Source organism: Caballeronia sp. ATUFL_F1_KS39, assembly GCF_023630985.1.
Classification (GTDB): Bacteria; Pseudomonadota; Gammaproteobacteria; order Burkholderiales; family Burkholderiaceae; genus Caballeronia; species Caballeronia zhejiangensis.
This window is the reverse complement of record NZ_JALQDZ010000006.1, coordinates 1-16,915: the sequence shown is the minus strand read 5'-3', so window position 1 is coordinate 16,915 and position 16,915 is coordinate 1. Positions and strand designations below refer to the sequence as shown.

The following is a 16,915-nucleotide window of genomic DNA, read 5'->3' as shown; positions in this document are numbered from 1 at the left end:
TCCGCACGCCCCTTGCCTAACGCGTCAGGCTTGCGCCGTTGCGCTGGCCAGTTCCTCGAAGCTGACTTCCTTGTCGGTCACCTTGGCCTTGCCCAGGACGAAATCGACGACGTTGCTTTCGACGACGTACGCTTCCATCTCGGCGAGGCGCTGCTGGTTCGAATAATACCAGCGGACGACTTCCTTCGGGTCTTCGTAGCTCTTGGCGAATTCGTCCACTTCAGCGCGGATCTGCTCGGGCTTCGCCTGCAGTTCGTTGGCCTTCACGAGTTCGGCCAGCACGAGGCCCAGCTTCACGCGACGCTCGGCCTGCTCGGCGAACATTTCGGCCGGGATCGGCGCGTCGGCTGCATTCGGCACGCCGCGTTGTTGCAGGTCCTGGCGAGCCATTTCGACGAGGCGCTGCTGATCCTGTTCGATCAGCGCCTTCGGCACGTCGAGTTCGGAGATCTTCAGGAGCGCGTCCATGACCTGATTCTTCACGATCTGCTGCGTGCGGCGCTTCGCTTCACGCTCCAGATTGTCCTTGATCTCGGCGCGCATCTTCGTGAGGTCGCCGTCTTCGATGCCGAGCGACTTCGCGAAATCGGCGTTGATTTCCGGCAGATGCGGCCATTCGATCTTCTTCACGGCGATCGTGAATTGCGCCGTCTTGCCCGCCACGTCCTTGCCATGGTAGTCATCCGGGAACTTGAGGTCGAACGTGCGCTCTTCGCCGACCTTCAGGCCCGTCGCGGCTTGCTCGAACTCGGGCAGCATGCGGCCTTCGCCCAGCACGAATGCGAAGTCCTGTGCGCTACCGCCTTCGAACGCGACATCGTCGATCTTGCCGACGAAATCCAGCGTTACGCGGTCGCCTTCCTTGGCTGCCGTGTCCGCGCCGCCGTCGCCGTGCTCGCCGGCTTCGCCGCGGGCGTGGAAATGCACGCGCTGCTTGCGCAGGATGTCCAGCGTGCGATCGACTTCGGCTTCGGAGATGGTCGTGACCGTGCGTTCGATTTCAGCGGTCGCCACGTCGCCGAGGCGCACTTCGGGATAGACCTCGAAGGTCGCGTCGAAGGCGTAGGCGTCCGTTGCGGCTTCCGACTTCGGCGCGAAGCTCGGCTGGCCCGCGACACGCAGGTTCTCGGCGCGCGTGACATCGAAGAATTCCTTGCCGACCTTGTCGCTCAGCACTTCGGCTTCGACCTGGCCGCCATACTGTTGCGTCACCATCTTGAGCGGCACCTTGCCCGGGCGGAAACCCGGCATGCGCACATTCTTGGCCAACTGGCGGATGCGCGAATCCACTTCCTTCTGCACCGTGTCCTTCGGCAGGGAAATCGTCACGCGGCGTTCGAGCTTGCCGAGGTTCTCAACTACGTTAGCCATGGCTGAAATCGTCCTAGAGTAAATCGTAAATTCGGTGTTCGGTTCTTCCGCGGTTCTAAAGGCGCGGGTCCGGATGCGGCCTCTGCCTGAGCCGGCCGAAATCGACGCCTGGCGCCGGAAGACGCCCAGAATAAGCGTCTCGCGGGAGTGCCGGAACGTCGCCCGACACGGTGTCAGTCAACAGAGCCAAGCATTTTAGCAAACTATTCCGCGCGGTCCGCCCGACGATCCTGCAAACACTGCGTTTCGGTCCGATTTGACTCGAAAAGTGCCAGTTTTCGACGCTCATTTCGGCGTAAATCCGCGTTTTGCCGACCGGCTCTCCCGCGCAGAATTCCCGCTATCGGCACGCCGCTATTTTGCGTCGCGCGCCGCGCTGATAAGCTTGCCGGCGCATGATTCGAGCGGCGAAGCGCTCCGGCGCGCAATCCATTGCCGCAAGGCATGAAGCGCATGCGACATTCGCATAGATGGAGCCTCGCCGCGGCTTTTCAATCCTTGCTTCCACATCAGAACATTCGAGACACCATGCCTAACGCCACGTCCGCTGCTCCCGTAGTTGTCATCGCTCCCGATTCGTTCAAGGGCTCGCTCTCCGCGGAAGGCGTCGCGAACGCCGTCGCGGAAGGCATCAGGCGCGCGCGGCCGGACGCCGATATCCGTATCCGTCCGATGGCCGACGGCGGCGAAGGCACGCTCGACGCGATGCTCTCGGCAGGCGGCGAGCGGCGCATGCTCAACGTGCGGGGCGCGGCCGCCGCACGCCGCGACGCCGCCACGGGCCTGCTCGACGACGGCAGCGCGATTATCGAGACGGCGGAAGTCGTGGGCATCACGGATGCGGACGGCATGGCCGTGCCCGTCACCGAGCGCAGCACGCTCGGCATGGGCGAGGCGATCCGCGCGCTGCTGGATTCCGGCGCGCGCAGATTCTATGTGGCGCTCGGCGGCAGCAGCACCAACGACGGCGGCGCGGGCCTGCTCGTCGGCCTCGGGCTGAAACTCTTCGACGCAGACGGCAAGGAGCTCCATCCGGTGCCATCGGCGCTCGGGCGAGTCGCGCGCATCGACGCTTCCGGGCTCGATCCGCGCGTGAAGGACGCGGAGTTCGTCGGCATGTCCGATGTCGACAATCCGCTCACCGGCGATCACGGCGCGACGGCGGTCTTCGGGCCGCAGAAAGGCGTGACGCCGGAGCAAGTGCCCACCATCGACGCCGCCCTCGCCCATTTCGCCGATCTGCTCGAACCCGCGATGGGCGTCGCGAAACGCAGCGAACCCGGCGCGGGCGCGGCGGGCGGGCTCGGGTTCGCGCTGCACATGCTCGGCGCGCGTTTCGAGACCGGCGCGGAGGTGGTGGCGCGCGAAATCGGGCTCGACGCCGCGCTCGAAGGCGCGAACTGGCTCATCACGGGCGAAGGCCGTTCAGACGTGCAGACGCTGCATGGCAAGGCGCCGTTCATCGCCTGCAAGCACGCGCGCGATCACGGCGTGCCGGCGTCGTTGCTGTCGGGCGCCGTCGATTCGGCCGCGCTGCCGCGGCTCTCCGAATTTTTCAGCGGCTGCTTCTCGCCGGCGCCCGGCCCGATCACGCTCGAAACGGCGATCCGCGATGCGGCGCGGCTGCTCGCCAACGAAGCCGAGCAGCTCACGCGCCTCAGATTCGGTTCCAAATAAGTCCGAACGAGGCGCGCGGGTTCGTCAGGCAGCCGCGCGCTTGGCCCCGAACGCAAGCCGGTCGAAGCACCAGACGGCGAGCATGGTCGCGCCCATCAAAGGGAAAATCACGCCGAGCAACGTCAGGCTGCCGCGCCAGGCGCGCATCGGCGGGCGCTTCGTGGGCCGCGCCGGCGCGCCGAGTTCGCGCGCGGGCCGGCGTTTCATCCACATGATGAAGCCCGTCACGGACAACGCCGCGAGCCCGAGCGATATCGCCGAGCAGACGATCTGGTTCAGAAGCCCGAAGTAGCGCCCCATATGCAGCGACGTGCCGTACGAGATCACTTTCGCCACGCCGCCGTAGCTTGCGTAATCGATGTCGGACAGCACGCGGCCGCTGTATTGATCGATGTGCAGCGTGCGTTCGGCGCGCGGATCGGCGGGGAAATACGAGACCGTGTAGACGCCCGTCGGCTTGGACGGAAGCGCGATGCCGTAGTCATCCGCGACACCGATTTTCGCGGCGAGCGCGACCACGTCGTCGATCGACACGCGCGCAGCCGAAGCCGACGCATTCGCGCCTTCCGGCACCGTTGTCGCGCCGACGGCCCACGGCGTCTGATGCAGCGGCAGATCGTCCATCTTCATCTGCATGCCGTGCATCGCGTGTTCGTTGTTCGAGGTCGCTGGGGCCGTCGAATGCACATGCGCCTCGCCCCACGCGCCCTTCGGATATCCGAGCGATGCGGTCGTCGCAAGCGCCTTGAATTGCTTGCCCCACGATCCCGACCACGGCAATCCCGAGAGAACGAAAAAGAGCGCGCCGACCGCGAGCCACACGCCGCCGACCGCATGCAGATCGCGCCACCACGCGCGCCCTTGCAGCGATAGCCGGGGCAGCCACACGCCGCCCTGTCTCGCGTTCGACCGGCTGGGCCACCACAGCGCGACACCCGTGCCGATCATCACGAGCGTCCAGCATCCGGCGAGTTCCATCAGCAGCTCGCCGGTCTTGCCGAGCATCAGGCCGCGATGCAGGTTGCGCACTTGCTTCATCAATCGATGTTCGACGGAAAGCGTGCCGAGCACGGTGCCGTCGTACGGGTTCACGTAGACGCTTTCGCTTTCGCCCGATGGCAGGCGAAAGACGAATTCGGCGCTGCGCGTGCGATCGGTTTCGATTTGCGCGAGCGTCGGTACGGCGCCGCGCGGTTCGCTCGCGGCAGCCTTGGCGAGCAGGATATCGCGGGACAGTTGCGGGGCGTGCGTGTCCGCGACGATCATCCGGTCGCGATACAGCAGCGGCTCGATCTGCGGCTGAAAACAGTAGATCGTGCCGGTGATCGCGAGCACGATGAGGAGCGGCATCACGAAGAGTGCCGCATAGAAATGCCAGCGCCACAGCGTGCGGCGATGCGCGATGACTTCCGCGCTCGGCGTCGCTGGCGCCGCGTTCAGGTCGGGTGCAAGCATGGCGAATCTCGTTGAGTATTTTTGCGATGAGCGCGCATCTGAAGTACCGTCAGTGCCGTGACGATATTCCCGACGAGCGGTCGTACGTTCATCGCGCTCATGTGCGCGACGAACATCGATGCGGTCAGACGAAGGAAGGCTTCAGGAAAGGACGGGCGGCGCGCGCGGGCTCGCGGCGTTGAAGGATTTCGAGGTGACGTCTTCGACGTTCGCGACGGCAGGCACGCGCGTGACGCGTTCGATCAGCGCGACGTCATGCACGACGCCCGTGACGATCGGCAGATTCTGCGCGAGCAGTCCGCAGTAGGAGCAGGCGTCGACATGACTCGCGGCGTCGTGATGGCCGGCGTGCGAGTCCGTTGCAGTCGCATCGACCGTGCAAAGCACCGCTTGCGGATTGGCGGCCTGGCGCGCGGCGAGCGTCTGACTGATGACCGGCGCGACGATGGCAAGCCACATGGCGGCGATGCCGAGCCATGCGACGAAGCGATTGCGCGCGTTGCGGTTCATGAGCGGGAATGTCGATGCCGAAGCGGAAGTGTGACGAGATTGTAGGCAGCCGATCTGCGAGCCGCAATCTTCGGGCGCGTATGGCCGGAATCGACGGCCATGCCGACGATTCTCGCGCCTCGCTTAAGCTCAGGACCGTCGACGCATTTTCGCAGACATCGCCAGATGAATGCGTTAGAATCTCGGGCTTGGCACAGTGGACCGGTGCCGGACACGGCGGCATCGCCGGGCGCGGGTCATCATCCGCAAGAGCCCAGAGCGCCTGCCGTGCTGCGAGGATGGCGAAATTGGTAGACGCACCAGGTTTAGGTCCTGACGCCCGCAAGGGTGTGCGGGTTCGAGTCCCGCTCCTCGCACCACACGAAAACCCCTTTCATCGGCAAAGGGGTTTTTTGTTTTTGCGGCCGGCTGATGCTGCCGCCGCTGCGCAGCGAAGCCGCGCCTCGCCGGATAAAATGAACGCCGCGCGGCCAACCGCACGACCAGAACCGACCCCGCCTCCCCTCGAACTCCCACAAGCTCCGTTCGTGAATTTCGACGATTACTGCCAGCAAAAAGCCGCGCCTGAAGGTTCGGGCACGTACTACGCGCTGCGCCGCGCGCCGGCTGCGAGCCAGCCGCTTCTGACCGCGCTCTATGCGCTTTATCGCGAGCTCGAAGAGACCGTGAAGGAGACGAGCGATCCGACCATCGGCCGCACCAAGCACGCATGGTGGCAAAGCGAACTCGGGCGGCTCGATGGCGGCGAGCCCACGCATCCGGTCACGAAAGCGTTGCAGGCGCACGCGGGCGATGCCGCGCATCCGGTTCTCGACGATGCCGGACGCGCATCGCTTGCCGCGATCGTCGACGGCTTCGGCATGGATCTCGATCAGGCGCGCTACCTCGACTGGCCCGGCTTGCGGCGTTACCTCGATCAGACGGGCGGCGCATTCGCGACGGCCGTTGCACGCGCGAGCGCGCGCAATCCGCAGCAGGCCGCGTCGTGGGCCGCGCCGCTCGGATCCGCGTTGCTGCTGGCCGAGCGCGTTCAGGACATCGGCGGCGATGCGCGCAATGGCCGCATCTATATTCCCATCGACGAGTTGCAGCGATTCAACGTGACGGCCGCGGACATCATCAATCGCAAGTACGGCGATACGTTCACGGACCTCATGCGCTTTCAGACCAGCCGCGCCCGCCAGGCGCTAGACGACGCGCTGGCCGCGATTCCCGCTTCGGAGCGCGCGACGCAACGCGTGCTGCGCGCGCAGGCAGCGCTGTCCTTCGCGCTTTTCGACGAGATCGAACGGGAGAACTTTCGGGTGCTGCATCAACGCATCGCACTCACGCCGATCCGCAAGCTGTGGATCACATGGAAGACGCGTTAGACGCGAAGGATCGGCAATGGCGCGAAGCGCGCGCCGAGAATCGATGACGAATCGATCTGCCCGCATGCGTCGAGCACCGTGGCATAGAGCGTTCTGAAGTCGACGCCGACGGACAAGCCGCCGTCCGCATCGAGTCGATCGAGTCGCGGTGGCATGCCGAAGAGTCCGCCGCGCACGCCTCCGCCCATCATGAAATGCGCCGCGGCCGCGCCGTGGTCGGTGCCGCCCGCGGCGTTCTCGCGCGCGGCGCGTCCGAACTCCGAGCGCGTCATCACGAGCGTGCGGCTCCATGCGCCGGACGCGATCAGCGACGCCCGCAGCGACGCGAGCCGCTCTGCCAGCGTGGCCAGCAGCGCCGCATGCCGATGCGACTGACGCTCGTGCGTGTCGAAGCCGTGCAAGGTGATGTGCGTCACCTTCAGGTTCACGCGATCGAGCCAGCCGTCGGCGCGATATTCATCGGCATGCGATGCCGTGTCCCAGATCTGTCGCGAGCGGAAATGCGAGCGATTGGGCGCGTCATAGCCGACGCCCTGCACGATCGCCATTTCGTTGGCGCGCCACGCGCTCATCAACGGCGACAGCGACGGATGCAAGGCGGTGCGTTCATCGAGCATCAATGCGCGGTCTTTCGATATCGCGAGTTTCGGCCGCAACACGCGATAGCGCGCATCGGCGATCGGGATGACTGTGTTGAGCGCATCGTTGCCGCCGTCGAGGTCGACGATCACGAGGGAGCGAATCGAAGCAGAGGAAGTGTCGGAATGTGCGATGGCGCACGCATCGCCGATGCTGCCGAGACCTCCCGCGAACGCACCGGCAATCGAGAGAAATTCACGTCGGTCCATCGCGGGCACGCGCCGCTTACCGCTTGTAGAGATCGCGCACCGCTTCTTCGATATGCTGCCGCAAGAGACGGCGCTCGTCGGCGGTCATCACGGTGTGGCGCGGCGGGCGCGCGGGCGGCGCCTGATCTACTTGCTGAATGGGTTGCATGGCCGCGGTCTTCGGATCGTGGCTCGACGACCCCGAACCTTTGCCCACGCGCTGCTGCGCGCGAATCATTCTGCCATCGAAACGATTCGGGGAACTCGCGATGCCGCGATCGAAGCCTGCCGGTTGTGCATAGGCGTGAGGCGTGCTCAGTACTGCGTAGAGCGCACTGGCAAGAAGTGTCTTTCTGAGAATGCGCTCGTTGCGCACGGGTCCGCGCTGCCGCGCTCCCTTCATGTTGTTCCCTTCGTTGCTCGACAACCGGACAGCCTCAGTCTTTTCGCGCACGTCTCGAAGCGGCTTGGTCGTGCCGCGCGACGCACTGGTCTAATGGAGTATCTACCGAATGGCGGGCTTAGGTAAAGCAGTGTACGCAGCAAACCCCTAGGCCGTGCCACAGGCCCCGTAAATTTTGTAACGAACTGTTACACTCGCTTTTGTTACAAACTCGGCGTTTGAACAAACGCGCTAAGATGCCGCCATGGAAACCAAGAACCCTTCAAAAATTCTCGTCGTCGACGACGATCCGCGCCTGCGCGATCTGTTGCGCCGATACCTCGGTGAACAGGGCTTCAACGTGTACGTTGCGGAAAACGCCCCGTCGATGAACAAGTTGTGGGTGCGCGAGCGTTTCGATCTGCTCGTCCTCGATCTGATGCTTCCCGGCGAAGACGGTCTTTCCATCTGCCGGCGTCTGCGCGGCAGCAACGATCGCACGCCGATCATCATGCTCACCGCGAAGGGTGAAGATGTCGATCGCATCGTCGGCCTCGAAATGGGCGCGGACGACTATCTGCCGAAGCCTTTCAATCCGCGCGAACTCGTCGCGCGCATTCATGCGGTGCTGCGGCGTCAGACGCCGTCCGAATTGCCGGGCGCGCCGTCCGAAACCACCGAAGTGTTCGAGTTCGGCGAATTTGCACTGAATCTCGCGACGCGCACGCTCACGAAGAACGGCCAGGAAATCCCGCTGACCACCGGCGAATTTTCGGTACTCAAAGTGTTCGCGCGCCATCCGCGCCAGCCGCTTTCGCGCGAAAAGCTGATGGAGCTCGCACGCGGCCGTGAGTACGAAGTGTTCGACCGCAGCCTCGACGTGCAGATATCGCGTCTGCGCAAGCTGATCGAGCCCGATCCCAGCAGTCCGCGTTTCATCCAGACCGTGTGGGGCCTCGGCTACGTGTTCATTCCCGACGGCGCAGCCTGATCGATCCTAAGCGAGTTTCGTCACGCTCTCGCCCCTTCACCGAGCCGAACCCGACAGACTCATGCGAATCGACAGGCGGCTACTGGCGCTCGCGTTCGGCGGCCTGTTCTGGCGAACCTTCGCGCTGATCGCGCTGCTCATCGCAGTCAGTCTCACGGCGTGGTTCCAGAGCTTTCGCGTCATCGAGCGCGAGCCGCGTGCGCAGCGCGTGGCGCTTCAGCTCGTCGCCGTGGTCAAGCTCACGCGCACCGCCCTGCTCTATTCCGACCCCGATCTGCGCCGCGCGCTGCTTCAGGATCTGGAGAGCAACGAAGGCGTGCGCGTGTATCCGCGCGAGACCACCGACAAATACAAACTCCAGCCCGATGAATCGCTCAACCGGCTGATCGAACGTGACGTGCGCGGGCGGCTCGGCAACGAGACGATCATCGCGCAGTCGGTGAACGACATTCCGGGCGTATGGATCAGCTTCAAGATCGACGACGACGATTACTGGGTCGCCCTCGATCGCGATCAGCTCGACACCGTCACCGGCCTGCAATGGGCCGGCTGGGGCGTGTTCGCGCTCGCGCTGTCGCTGTTCGGCGCGGCGTTCATCACAAGTCTCGTGAATCGGCCATTCGCGCGTCTCGCGCTCGCCGCGCGCAAGGTCGGTTCGGGGCAATCGCCCGAACCCTTGCCCGAACGCGGCATGGGCGTTGCTGCGGAAACCAATCGAAGCTTCAACCAGATGGTGCAGGATCTCGAGCAGCTCGAGGCCGACCGTGCGCTGATGCTCGCGGGCATCTCGCACGATCTGCGCACGCCGCTTGCGCGCCTGCGGCTGGAGACGGAGATGAGCCCGTCGGACGAAGCGACCAAGCTCGCGATGATCGACGACATCGAGCAGATGGACATGATCATCGGGCGCTTTCTCGACTATGCGCGGCCGATGCAGCGCATGCCCGAGGCCGTCGACCTGTCGATGATCGCGAGCGAACTCGCCGCCCGCTTCCAGGCCGACGACGGCGTCGTCATGCGGACGGATCTCGCCCAGGGCGCGGTGATCGAAGGCGATCCGACGGATGCGCGCCGCGTGGTCGGCAACCTGCTGGAAAACGCGCGCAAGTACGGCCGCAGCGAACACGACGACATCGCCCGCATCACGCTGCAGACGCGCGTCGCGCACGGCAGGGTCGAGCTCTCCGTGATGGACGAGGGCCGCGGCATCCCCGACGATCAGGTCGCGCTCATCACGCGTCCGTTCTATCGCGTCGATACGGCGCGCACGCAGGCGAACGGCACCGGTCTCGGCATGGCGATCGTGCAGCGCCTCGTCACGCGACAGCGCGGCACGCTGCGTCTGCGCAACCGCACGCCTTTGCCCGGCTTCGAAGTCACCATCGACTTCCCGCCGATGAAAGGCGGCGTGCGCTTCGAAGGCTAGAGCGCGCCCGTTTCGGAAGCCGGAAACGGCCGAAGCACTCTTTTAATTCTGGTTAAGATGAAGCGGTTCAACGCTCGGCGCGGCCTGGCATGAACGTGTCACGCGAGCGTTACGGCGATACGGTAGTTTGGCTGGAGTTTGTCCTTTCAACGATTTCACAGGAGTTTTCCGCATGAAGACCGTTGGCGATAAAGTCGAAGCATTCACTGTCACCGCTGCGAAGCCGGGTTTCAACCATCACGAAGAGAACGGCCAGTCGGCGTTCGAGGAAATCACCGAGCAGTCTTTCCCCGGCAAGTGGAAGATCATCTATTTCTATCCGAAAGATTTCACGTTTGTCTGCCCGACGGAGATCGTCGAATTCGCGAAGCTGGCGGCCGATTTCGAGGACCGCGACGCGGTTCTGCTCGGCGGCAGCGTAGACAACGAGTTCGTCAAGCTGGCATGGCGCCGCGAGCACAAAGACCTGAACAAGCTGAACCATTACTCGTTCGGCGACGTGAAAGGCGAACTGATCGATCAACTCGGCGTGCGCGACAAGGAAGCAGGCGTGGCGTTGCGCGCGACGTTCATCGTCGATCCGGACAACGTCATTCAGCACGTCTCGGTCAATAACCTGAACGTCGGCCGCAGCCCGGAAGAAATCTTGCGCATCCTCGACGGCTTGCAAACGGACGAACTCTGCCCGTGCAACCGTGCCGTCGGCGGCGCGACGCTGTAAGCGTTTCCGGATGCCGCAAAGCCCGCCATCGAGCCGAGTGTATTCGGCCGATCGGCGGGCTTTTTAATGCCATCGAACAGGAGAAAACAATGGAATTTCTGTCTGCGATCAAGGAACTGGTGCCCGACTACGCGAAGGACATTCGCCTTAACGTCGACGGCACGATCGCGCGTTCATCGCTCGAAGGCAGCGATGCGGCTGGCGTCGCGCTCGCCGCCGCGTTTGCCGCGAAAGCGACGAAGCTCGTCGCCATCATTCGCAACTCGGGCGCGCTGTCGCCCGAAGAGACGAACGCCGTGCTCACCGCGGCCGCGCTGATGGGCATGAACAACGTCTGGTATCCGTACCTGGAAATGGCCGACAACGCCGATCTCAAGACGCAGCCCGCGAACTTGCGCATGAACGCGTATGCGTCGCACGGCGGCGTCGACAAGCGGCGCTTCGAGATGTACGCGCTCGCGGCGTCGATCGTCGGCAAGTGCCATTTCTGCGTGAAATCGCACTACGAGAATCTCGTGGCCGAAGGCATGTCGACGACGCAACTGCGCGACGTCGGCCGCATCGCCGCGGTGATCAACGCCGTCGCGCTGACGATCGAAGCCGAAGGGAAATAGCGCTTCCCGCCGCGCTTTAGCCGTCGATTGACGTCCGGCGCAAAAGCACCGCGGCCTGCGCTTCGATGCCTTCCTTGCGCCCGAGATAGCCGAGCTTCTCGTTCGTCTTGGCCTTGACGTTCACGCGATCGATTGAAAGATCGAGATCGGCGGCGATGTTTTCGCGCATGGCATCGATATGGGAGCTGAGTTTCGGCGCCTGCGCGATGATCGTGCTGTCGACGTTCGCGATCGCGAAACCCGCCTCCGACACGCGCCGGAACGCCTCGCGCAGCAGCACGCGGCTGTCCGCGCCGGCGAATTCGGTCGCCGTGTCCGGGAAATGCCTGCCGATGTCGCCGAGCGACGCCGCGCCGAACAGCGCATCGGTGATCGCGTGCAGCAGCACGTCGGCGTCCGAGTGGCCGAGCAGACCGCGCTCGTAGGGAATCGTCACGCCGCCGATGATGAGCGGGCGGCCTTCGACGAGCTGGTGGACGTCGTACCCTTGTCCGATTCTGAAATCCATCGATCCAAACCTTTGTTGAGTGTGAGTCAGGCGCCGGCCGAAAGCATCGCGCCCGCGAGCGCGAAATCCTCCGGATACGTCACCTTGAAGTTGCGCAGACTGCCCTGAACCAGTTTCGGCGAATGACCGAGCCATTCGATTGCGCTCGCTTCGTCCGTCAGGTCGTGGCCGTCGTGACGCGCACGCTCGATCGCTTCGCGCAGCATGCCGAGCCGGAACATTTGCGGCGTCTGCGCCTGCCAGAGCCCGTCGCGCGATTCGGTGCGCGCGACGCGCACGTCGTCCGTGGGGACATCGGGCATGTTCGGTGCGACGCGTTTCAGCGTGTCCGCGACCGGCAGCGCGAGAATGCCGCCGACCGCATCGTCGCGCAGTTCCGCGACAAGCTTGCGAATCAGCTCCGGCGTGATGCCGGGGCGCGCGGCGTCGTGCACGAGGACCCAGTCGTCTTCGCGCGCGCCGAATTTCGCGAGCGCGACGAGCCCGTTGTACACCGACGCTTGCCGCGAGGCGCCGCCGCAGCGCTCGACCGCGAAGCGCAATCCGGCGAAGCGGCGCGCGTCGAAGTGGTTGTCGTCCGGTGCGAGCACGACGAGCGTCTGCGAGAATTCGGAGCACGCGTCGAACGCCGCGAGCGTGTACGCGAGCATTGGGCGGCCCGCGATCGTCTGGTATTGCTTCGGCATCGGCGCGCCGGAGCGGCTGCCGGTGCCGGCGCAGGGAATCAGTGAGAACAGGCGCGAAGTCACGGGCGAATAGTCGAGCAGATGAGGTGAACAAGTCAAAGTTGAAGCCCGGATTTTATAATAGGTCTTTCGCGACCACGTCCCGCGCACGCCGGTTCGACTCTCCGAACCCGCGTTTGCCGGACGGCTCCATGCACACCTTATGCCTTCCAAAGCCGTCAACGCGCAGTCCAGTTCTCCCATCGCGCTCGTGAAACCGGGTCAGCGCTTCGTCTTCGATGGCGCTTCCGGCTCGTCCGATGCGCTCGCCATCGCGCGCTACTACGCCGCGTATCGCGAGAGCGTGCCGCTCCTGACGGTCGTCACCGCGAGCGCAGTCGATGCGCAGCGTCTCGCCGCCGAAATCCCCTACTTCGCGCCCGATGCGCGCGTGCGCCTTCTGCCCGACTGGGAGACGCTGCCGTACGACACGTTTTCGCCGCACCAGGATCTCGTCTCGGAACGTCTCGCGACGCTGCACGATCTCGGCGAAGGCCGCTGCGACATCCTCATCGTCCCGGCGACGACCGCGCTCTATCGCATGCCGCCCGCGTCGTTTCTCGCGGCTTACACGTTCTCGTTCACGCAGGGCGAGCGGCTCGACGAAGCGAAGCTCAAGGCGCAATTGACGCTCGCGGGTTACGAGCACGTGAGCCAGGTCGTGCGGCCGGGCGAGTATTGCGTGCGCGGCTCGCTCATCGATCTCTATCCGATGGGCTCGGCGCTGCCGTATCGCATCGATCTGTTCGACGACCAGGTGGACTCCATCCGCGCGTTCGATCCGGACACGCAGCGCAGCCTTTATCCGGTGCGCGACGTGCGCCTGCTGCCGGGCCGCGAGTTCCCGTTCGACGAAGCCGCGCGCACCGCCTTTCGCAGCCGCTGGCGAGAGGTCTTCGAGGGCGATCCGAGCCGCTCGCAGATTTACAAGGACATGGGCAATGGCGTGCCCTCGGCGGGCATCGAATACTATCTGCCGCTCTTCTTCGATGAAACCGCGACGCTCTTTCATTACTTGCCGCAAGGCTCGCAGCTCGCGTTTGTCGGCGATATGGACGCCGCGATCAAGCGCTTCACGCACGACACGAAGCAGCGCTACGACTTCCTTTCGCACGATCGCGAGCGGCCCTTGCTCGAACCGCGCCGGCTCTTTCTGACAGACGACGACTTCTTTACGTTCGCGAAGCCCTTCGCGCAGTTGAAGTTTCCCGCGACGCCCGAAGGCGGCTGGGCCGTGCCGCTGCCGGGCCTCGCGATCGACCGTCACGCCGACGAGCCTTTGCTCGCGCTGCGTCACTATCTGGAGCAGACGGACAATCGCGTGATGCTCGTCGCGGAATCGGCGGGACGTCGCGAGACGATCCAGCAATTGCTCGCCGACAACGGCCTGCGCGGCGAATTGCGCGACACGTTCCACGAATGGCTGACCGCCGACGGCAAGTTCACGCTCGGCATCGCGCCGCTCGCCAACGGTTTCGCGCTGCCGTTGGAGAAGCTGTCGATCGTCACCGAGACGGAGCTTTACGGACCGCTCGCGCGCCGCGCCGGACGGCGTCGTCAGGAGCAGGCGAGCAACGTCGATTCGATGGTGCGCGATCTCGCCGAGCTGAAGGTCGGCGATCCCGTCGTGCATGCGCAGCATGGCATCGGCCGATACATGGGCCTCGTGTCGATGGACCTCGGCGAAGGTGAAACCGAATTCCTGCATCTCGAATATCAGAACGAGGCGAAGCTGTATGTGCCGGTCGCGCAATTGCATGTGATCTCGCGCTACAGCGGCGCGGACCCGGAAAGCGCGCCGCTGCATACGCTCGGCTCCGGCCAGTGGGAAAAAGCCAAACGCAAGGCCGCGCAGCAGATTCGCGATACGGCCGCCGAGCTGCTCAACCTCTACGCGCGCCGCGCGGCGCGCGAAGGTTATGCGTTCAAGCTCGAGCCGCGCGACTACACCAAGTTCGCGGAGAGCTTCGGCTTCGAGGAAACGCCCGATCAGGCGGCGGCGATCGCATCCGTCATCGGCGACATGACGAGCGGCAAACCGATGGACCGTCTCGTGTGCGGCGACGTCGGCTTCGGCAAAACGGAAGTCGCGCTGCGCGCCGCGTTCATCGCGGTGATGGCGGGCAAGCAGGTCGCGATTCTTTCGCCGACGACGCTGCTTGCGGAACAGCACACGCAGACCTTCACCGACCGTTTCGCCGACTGGCCGGTGCGCATCGCGGAACTGTCGCGCTTCAAGACCGGCAAGGAAGTTTCGACGGCCGTGCAGCAGATCAACGAAGGCTCGGTCGATATCGTCATTGGCACACACAAGCTCTTGTCGAGCGATGTGAAGTTCAAGCGGCTCGGGCTCGTGATCATCGACGAGGAGCATCGCTTCGGCGTGCGGCAGAAGGAGGCGCTCAAGGCATTGCGCGCCGAGGTCGACGTGCTCACGCTCACCGCGACGCCGATTCCGCGCACGCTCGGCATGGCGCTCGAAGGCCTGCGTGATTTCTCGGTGATCGCGACCGCGCCGCAGAAGCGGCTCGCGATCAAGACCTTCGTGCGGCGCGAGGAAGACGGCGTGATCCGCGAGGCGATGCTGCGCGAACTGAAGCGCGGCGGCCAGGTTTACTTCCTGCACAACGAAGTCGAGACGATCGAGAATCGGCGCGCGATGCTCGAAGCGCTGGTGCCCGAGGCGCGCATCGCGGTTGCGCACGGACAGATGCACGAGCGCGAGCTCGAACGCGTGATGCGCGATTTCGTCGGCCAGCGCGCGAACGTGCTGTTGTGCACGACGATCATCGAGACCGGCATCGACGTGCCGAGCGCGAACACGATCCTCATGCATCGTGCGGACAAGTTCGGTCTTGCGCAGTTGCATCAGTTGCGCGGACGTGTCGGGCGTTCGCATCACCAGGCGTATGCGTATTTGCTGGTGCACGATCCGCAATCGCTGACGAAGCAGGCGCAGCGGCGGCTCGAAGCCATTCAGCAGATGGAGGAACTCGGCTCGGGTTTTTATCTCGCGATGCACGACCTGGAGATTCGCGGTACGGGCGAAGTGCTTGGCGACAAGCAATCGGGCGAGATTCACGAGATCGGCTTCCAGCTTTACACCGACATGCTGAACGACGCCGTGCGTGCGCTGCGCGAAGGCCGCGAGCCGGATCTGAACGCCCCGCTTGCGGCAACGACCGAGATCAATCTGCACGCGCCCGCGATTCTGCCCGCCGATTACTGCGCCGATGTGCAGGAGCGTTTGTCGTTGTACAAGCGGCTCGCGAACTGCGAATCGAGCGATGCGATCGATGGCATTCTCGAAGAGCTCGTCGATCGTTTTGGGAAGCTGCCGCCGCAGGCGCATGCGCTCGTGGAGACGCATCGGCTGCGTCTTGCTGCGAAACCGCTCGGCATCTCGAAGATCGACGCGGGCGAGCAGTCGATCTCGCTGCAGTTCGTTCCGAATCCGCCCGTCGATGGCATGAAGATCATCGAGATGGTGCAGAAGCATAAGCACATCAAGCTCGCGGGTCAGGACAAGTTGCGCATCGAGTCGCGGAGTCCCGATCTCTCGGTGCGGATCTCTACTGTCAAGGAGACGTTGCGGGCGTTGGGGGGGCCGGTTCGGAAACCGGCCGCTGTTGTTCGGTGACTTTTTTGTTTTCGCCGGATTCCGATTTGCTTTCGGTCTGTCAGCGTTGCCTCCTGTGCGGGGTGGGGCTCACTTTGCTTACTGTAGTCGCCGGATCCCGGTTTCGTGTCGGTCTATTAACGTTGCCCCTGTGCGGGGCGGCACTCACTTTCTTTGCTGCTGCAAAGAAAGTAAGCAAAGAAAGCAGCTTTTCAGGCCCGCGGTCACACGCAATTTGGGTAGTTCTCTCGTCCCAGGCGGCACTCGCCTAAAGAGTGCCCTCAAATACCTAATCGGGCTTGGCTCGCGCACGGTCTGCCGCCCGAAGGTGTTCAGAACGTTGGTTCAGCACGAAAGAGCTTCGGCACAGCGCTACGCGCTGCCGCCGGGTCTGCAAGGGAAACCATAGGTTTGCATGTGCGGTGCGAGAGAGAATTTAGTAGCAAAGCACACGCAGACCCGCTTGACCGGTCGGCCGCGAAGCGGGCTGGAGCTGTTTGGTGCTGAACCAGTTTGTTGTGTGGTGCGATGTGGCGGACCGTGCGCGAGCCAAGCCCGATGGGGCCTATGAGGGCACTCTTTAGGCAGCCCACGATGGACGAGAGGACTACCCAAATTGCGTGTGACCGCGGGCGTATCGGAAGCTGCTTTCTTTGGTTACTTGTATATTGAATCTGGCGTCCGGAAGCTGATCTCTCCCGTTCGCTCGAAGCGGTAGC

The 16,915-nt window shown here is 64.1% G+C and carries 14 protein-coding genes and 1 tRNA gene; 8 read left to right on the top strand and 7 right to left on the bottom strand.

Features of this window, described 5'->3' with window-relative positions; all coding sequences use genetic code 11:
- Positions 1 to 24: 24 nt before the first annotated feature.
- Positions 25 to 1,371 carry a trigger factor gene (gene tig / locus NCR93_RS06820; protein WP_175982915.1) on the bottom strand — a complete coding sequence of 449 codons (1,347 nt, stop codon included), beginning with the start codon at positions 1,369 to 1,371 and terminating at the stop codon, positions 25 to 27.
- A 528-nt stretch (positions 1,372 to 1,899) separates the two neighbouring features.
- Between tig and NCR93_RS06815 the strand changes: the two genes are divergently transcribed.
- Complete coding sequence (locus tag NCR93_RS06815) at positions 1,900 to 3,048, top strand: glycerate kinase family protein (protein WP_175982916.1); 1,149 nt, start codon at positions 1,900 to 1,902, stop codon at positions 3,046 to 3,048.
- Positions 3,049 to 3,072: 24 nt separating this feature from the next.
- Here the strand turns inward: NCR93_RS06815 and NCR93_RS06810 are convergent, their stop codons facing one another.
- Together NCR93_RS06810 and NCR93_RS06805 are read right to left on the bottom strand one after the other, a co-directional pair.
- Positions 3,073 to 4,503, bottom strand: coding sequence for a PepSY-associated TM helix domain-containing protein (locus NCR93_RS06810; RefSeq protein ID WP_175982917.1), 1,431 nt, complete (start codon positions 4,501 to 4,503; stop codon positions 3,073 to 3,075).
- A gap of 141 nt (positions 4,504 to 4,644) precedes the next feature.
- The gene (locus NCR93_RS06805) at positions 4,645 to 5,013 is read right to left on the bottom strand and encodes a DUF2946 domain-containing protein (protein WP_175982918.1); all 369 of its coding nucleotides are present in this window, start codon (positions 5,011 to 5,013) and stop codon (positions 4,645 to 4,647) included.
- A gap of 272 nt (positions 5,014 to 5,285) precedes the next feature.
- Here NCR93_RS06805 and NCR93_RS06800 point away from each other — a divergent pair.
- Both NCR93_RS06800 and NCR93_RS06795 read left to right on the top strand, forming a co-directional pair.
- Positions 5,286 to 5,372 (top strand) — tRNA-Leu (locus NCR93_RS06800).
- Positions 5,373 to 5,540: 168 nt separating this feature from the next.
- Positions 5,541 to 6,383 (top strand): squalene/phytoene synthase family protein, encoded by an 843-nt coding sequence (locus NCR93_RS06795; RefSeq protein WP_175982919.1) that lies wholly within the window; start codon positions 5,541 to 5,543, stop codon positions 6,381 to 6,383.
- On the opposite strand, the gene NCR93_RS06790 is transcribed toward NCR93_RS06795, so the two are convergent.
- Both NCR93_RS06790 and NCR93_RS06785 read right to left on the bottom strand, forming a co-directional pair.
- Positions 6,380 to 7,231, bottom strand: coding sequence for a DUF1501 domain-containing protein (locus tag NCR93_RS06790; RefSeq protein ID WP_175982920.1), 852 nt, complete (start codon positions 7,229 to 7,231; stop codon positions 6,380 to 6,382). The two genes, NCR93_RS06795 and NCR93_RS06790, sit on opposite strands and share 4 nt — an antisense overlap.
- A gap of 16 nt (positions 7,232 to 7,247) precedes the next feature.
- On the bottom strand, positions 7,248 to 7,613 hold the full coding sequence (locus tag NCR93_RS06785; RefSeq protein WP_008349768.1) for a hypothetical protein: 366 nt from the start codon (positions 7,611 to 7,613) through the stop codon (positions 7,248 to 7,250).
- Between the two features lie 244 nt (positions 7,614 to 7,857).
- Between NCR93_RS06785 and ompR the strand changes: the two genes are divergently transcribed.
- From ompR to NCR93_RS06765, 4 genes are all read left to right on the top strand, one after another.
- On the top strand, positions 7,858 to 8,583 hold the full coding sequence (gene ompR / locus NCR93_RS06780; protein WP_008349770.1) for an osmolarity response regulator transcription factor OmpR: 726 nt from the start codon (positions 7,858 to 7,860) through the stop codon (positions 8,581 to 8,583).
- 61 nt (positions 8,584 to 8,644) lie between these two features.
- The gene (locus tag NCR93_RS06775; protein ID WP_008349773.1) at positions 8,645 to 10,009 is read left to right on the top strand and encodes an ATP-binding protein; all 1,365 of its coding nucleotides are present in this window, start codon (positions 8,645 to 8,647) and stop codon (positions 10,007 to 10,009) included.
- Positions 10,010 to 10,181: 172 nt separating this feature from the next.
- Complete coding sequence (locus NCR93_RS06770) at positions 10,182 to 10,730, top strand: peroxiredoxin (protein ID WP_008349775.1); 549 nt, start codon at positions 10,182 to 10,184, stop codon at positions 10,728 to 10,730.
- Positions 10,731 to 10,819: 89 nt separating this feature from the next.
- The gene (locus tag NCR93_RS06765; protein ID WP_008349777.1) at positions 10,820 to 11,344 is read left to right on the top strand and encodes a carboxymuconolactone decarboxylase family protein; all 525 of its coding nucleotides are present in this window, start codon (positions 10,820 to 10,822) and stop codon (positions 11,342 to 11,344) included.
- 16 nt (positions 11,345 to 11,360) lie between these two features.
- Here NCR93_RS06765 and ispF read toward each other — a convergent pair whose 3' ends face one another.
- Positions 11,361 to 11,852, bottom strand: a complete 492-nt coding sequence (gene ispF / locus NCR93_RS06760) for a 2-C-methyl-D-erythritol 2,4-cyclodiphosphate synthase (RefSeq protein WP_175982921.1) — start codon at positions 11,850 to 11,852, stop codon at positions 11,361 to 11,363.
- A 26-nt stretch (positions 11,853 to 11,878) separates the two neighbouring features.
- Positions 11,879 to 12,601 carry a 2-C-methyl-D-erythritol 4-phosphate cytidylyltransferase gene (gene ispD, locus NCR93_RS06755; protein WP_008349782.1) on the bottom strand — a complete coding sequence of 241 codons (723 nt, stop codon included), beginning with the start codon at positions 12,599 to 12,601 and terminating at the stop codon, positions 11,879 to 11,881.
- A 139-nt stretch (positions 12,602 to 12,740) separates the two neighbouring features.
- On the opposite strand from ispD, the gene mfd reads away from it, so the two are divergent.
- Positions 12,741 to 16,217, top strand: a complete 3,477-nt coding sequence (gene mfd / locus NCR93_RS06750; protein ID WP_175982922.1) for a transcription-repair coupling factor — start codon at positions 12,741 to 12,743, stop codon at positions 16,215 to 16,217.
- Positions 16,218 to 16,915 lie beyond the last annotated feature (698 nt).

Excerpts from the sequence above, each read along its gene's own strand:
- NCR93_RS06765 (WP_008349777.1), top strand. The coding sequence starts at position 10,820 with ATGGAATTTCTGTCTGCGATCAAGGAACTGGTGCCCGACTACGCGAAG.
- NCR93_RS06785 (WP_008349768.1), bottom strand. The coding sequence starts at position 7,613 with ATGAAGGGAGCGCGGCAGCGCGGACCCGTGCGCAACGAGCGCATTCTC.
- NCR93_RS06810 (WP_175982917.1), bottom strand. The coding sequence starts at position 4,503 with ATGCTTGCACCCGACCTGAACGCGGCGCCAGCGACGCCGAGCGCGGAA.
- mfd (WP_175982922.1), top strand. The coding sequence starts at position 12,741 with ATGCCTTCCAAAGCCGTCAACGCGCAGTCCAGTTCTCCCATCGCGCTC.
- NCR93_RS06815 (WP_175982916.1), top strand. The coding sequence starts at position 1,900 with ATGCCTAACGCCACGTCCGCTGCTCCCGTAGTTGTCATCGCTCCCGAT.
- ispF (WP_175982921.1), bottom strand. The coding sequence starts at position 11,852 with ATGGATTTCAGAATCGGACAAGGGTACGACGTCCACCAGCTCGTCGAA.
- tig (WP_175982915.1), bottom strand. The coding sequence starts at position 1,371 with ATGGCTAACGTAGTTGAGAACCTCGGCAAGCTCGAACGCCGCGTGACG.
- NCR93_RS06770 (WP_008349775.1), top strand. The coding sequence starts at position 10,182 with ATGAAGACCGTTGGCGATAAAGTCGAAGCATTCACTGTCACCGCTGCG.
- ompR (WP_008349770.1), top strand. The coding sequence starts at position 7,858 with ATGGAAACCAAGAACCCTTCAAAAATTCTCGTCGTCGACGACGATCCG.
- NCR93_RS06805 (WP_175982918.1), bottom strand. The coding sequence starts at position 5,013 with ATGAACCGCAACGCGCGCAATCGCTTCGTCGCATGGCTCGGCATCGCC.
- NCR93_RS06790 (WP_175982920.1), bottom strand. The coding sequence starts at position 7,231 with ATGGACCGACGTGAATTTCTCTCGATTGCCGGTGCGTTCGCGGGAGGT.
- NCR93_RS06775 (WP_008349773.1), top strand. The coding sequence starts at position 8,645 with ATGCGAATCGACAGGCGGCTACTGGCGCTCGCGTTCGGCGGCCTGTTC.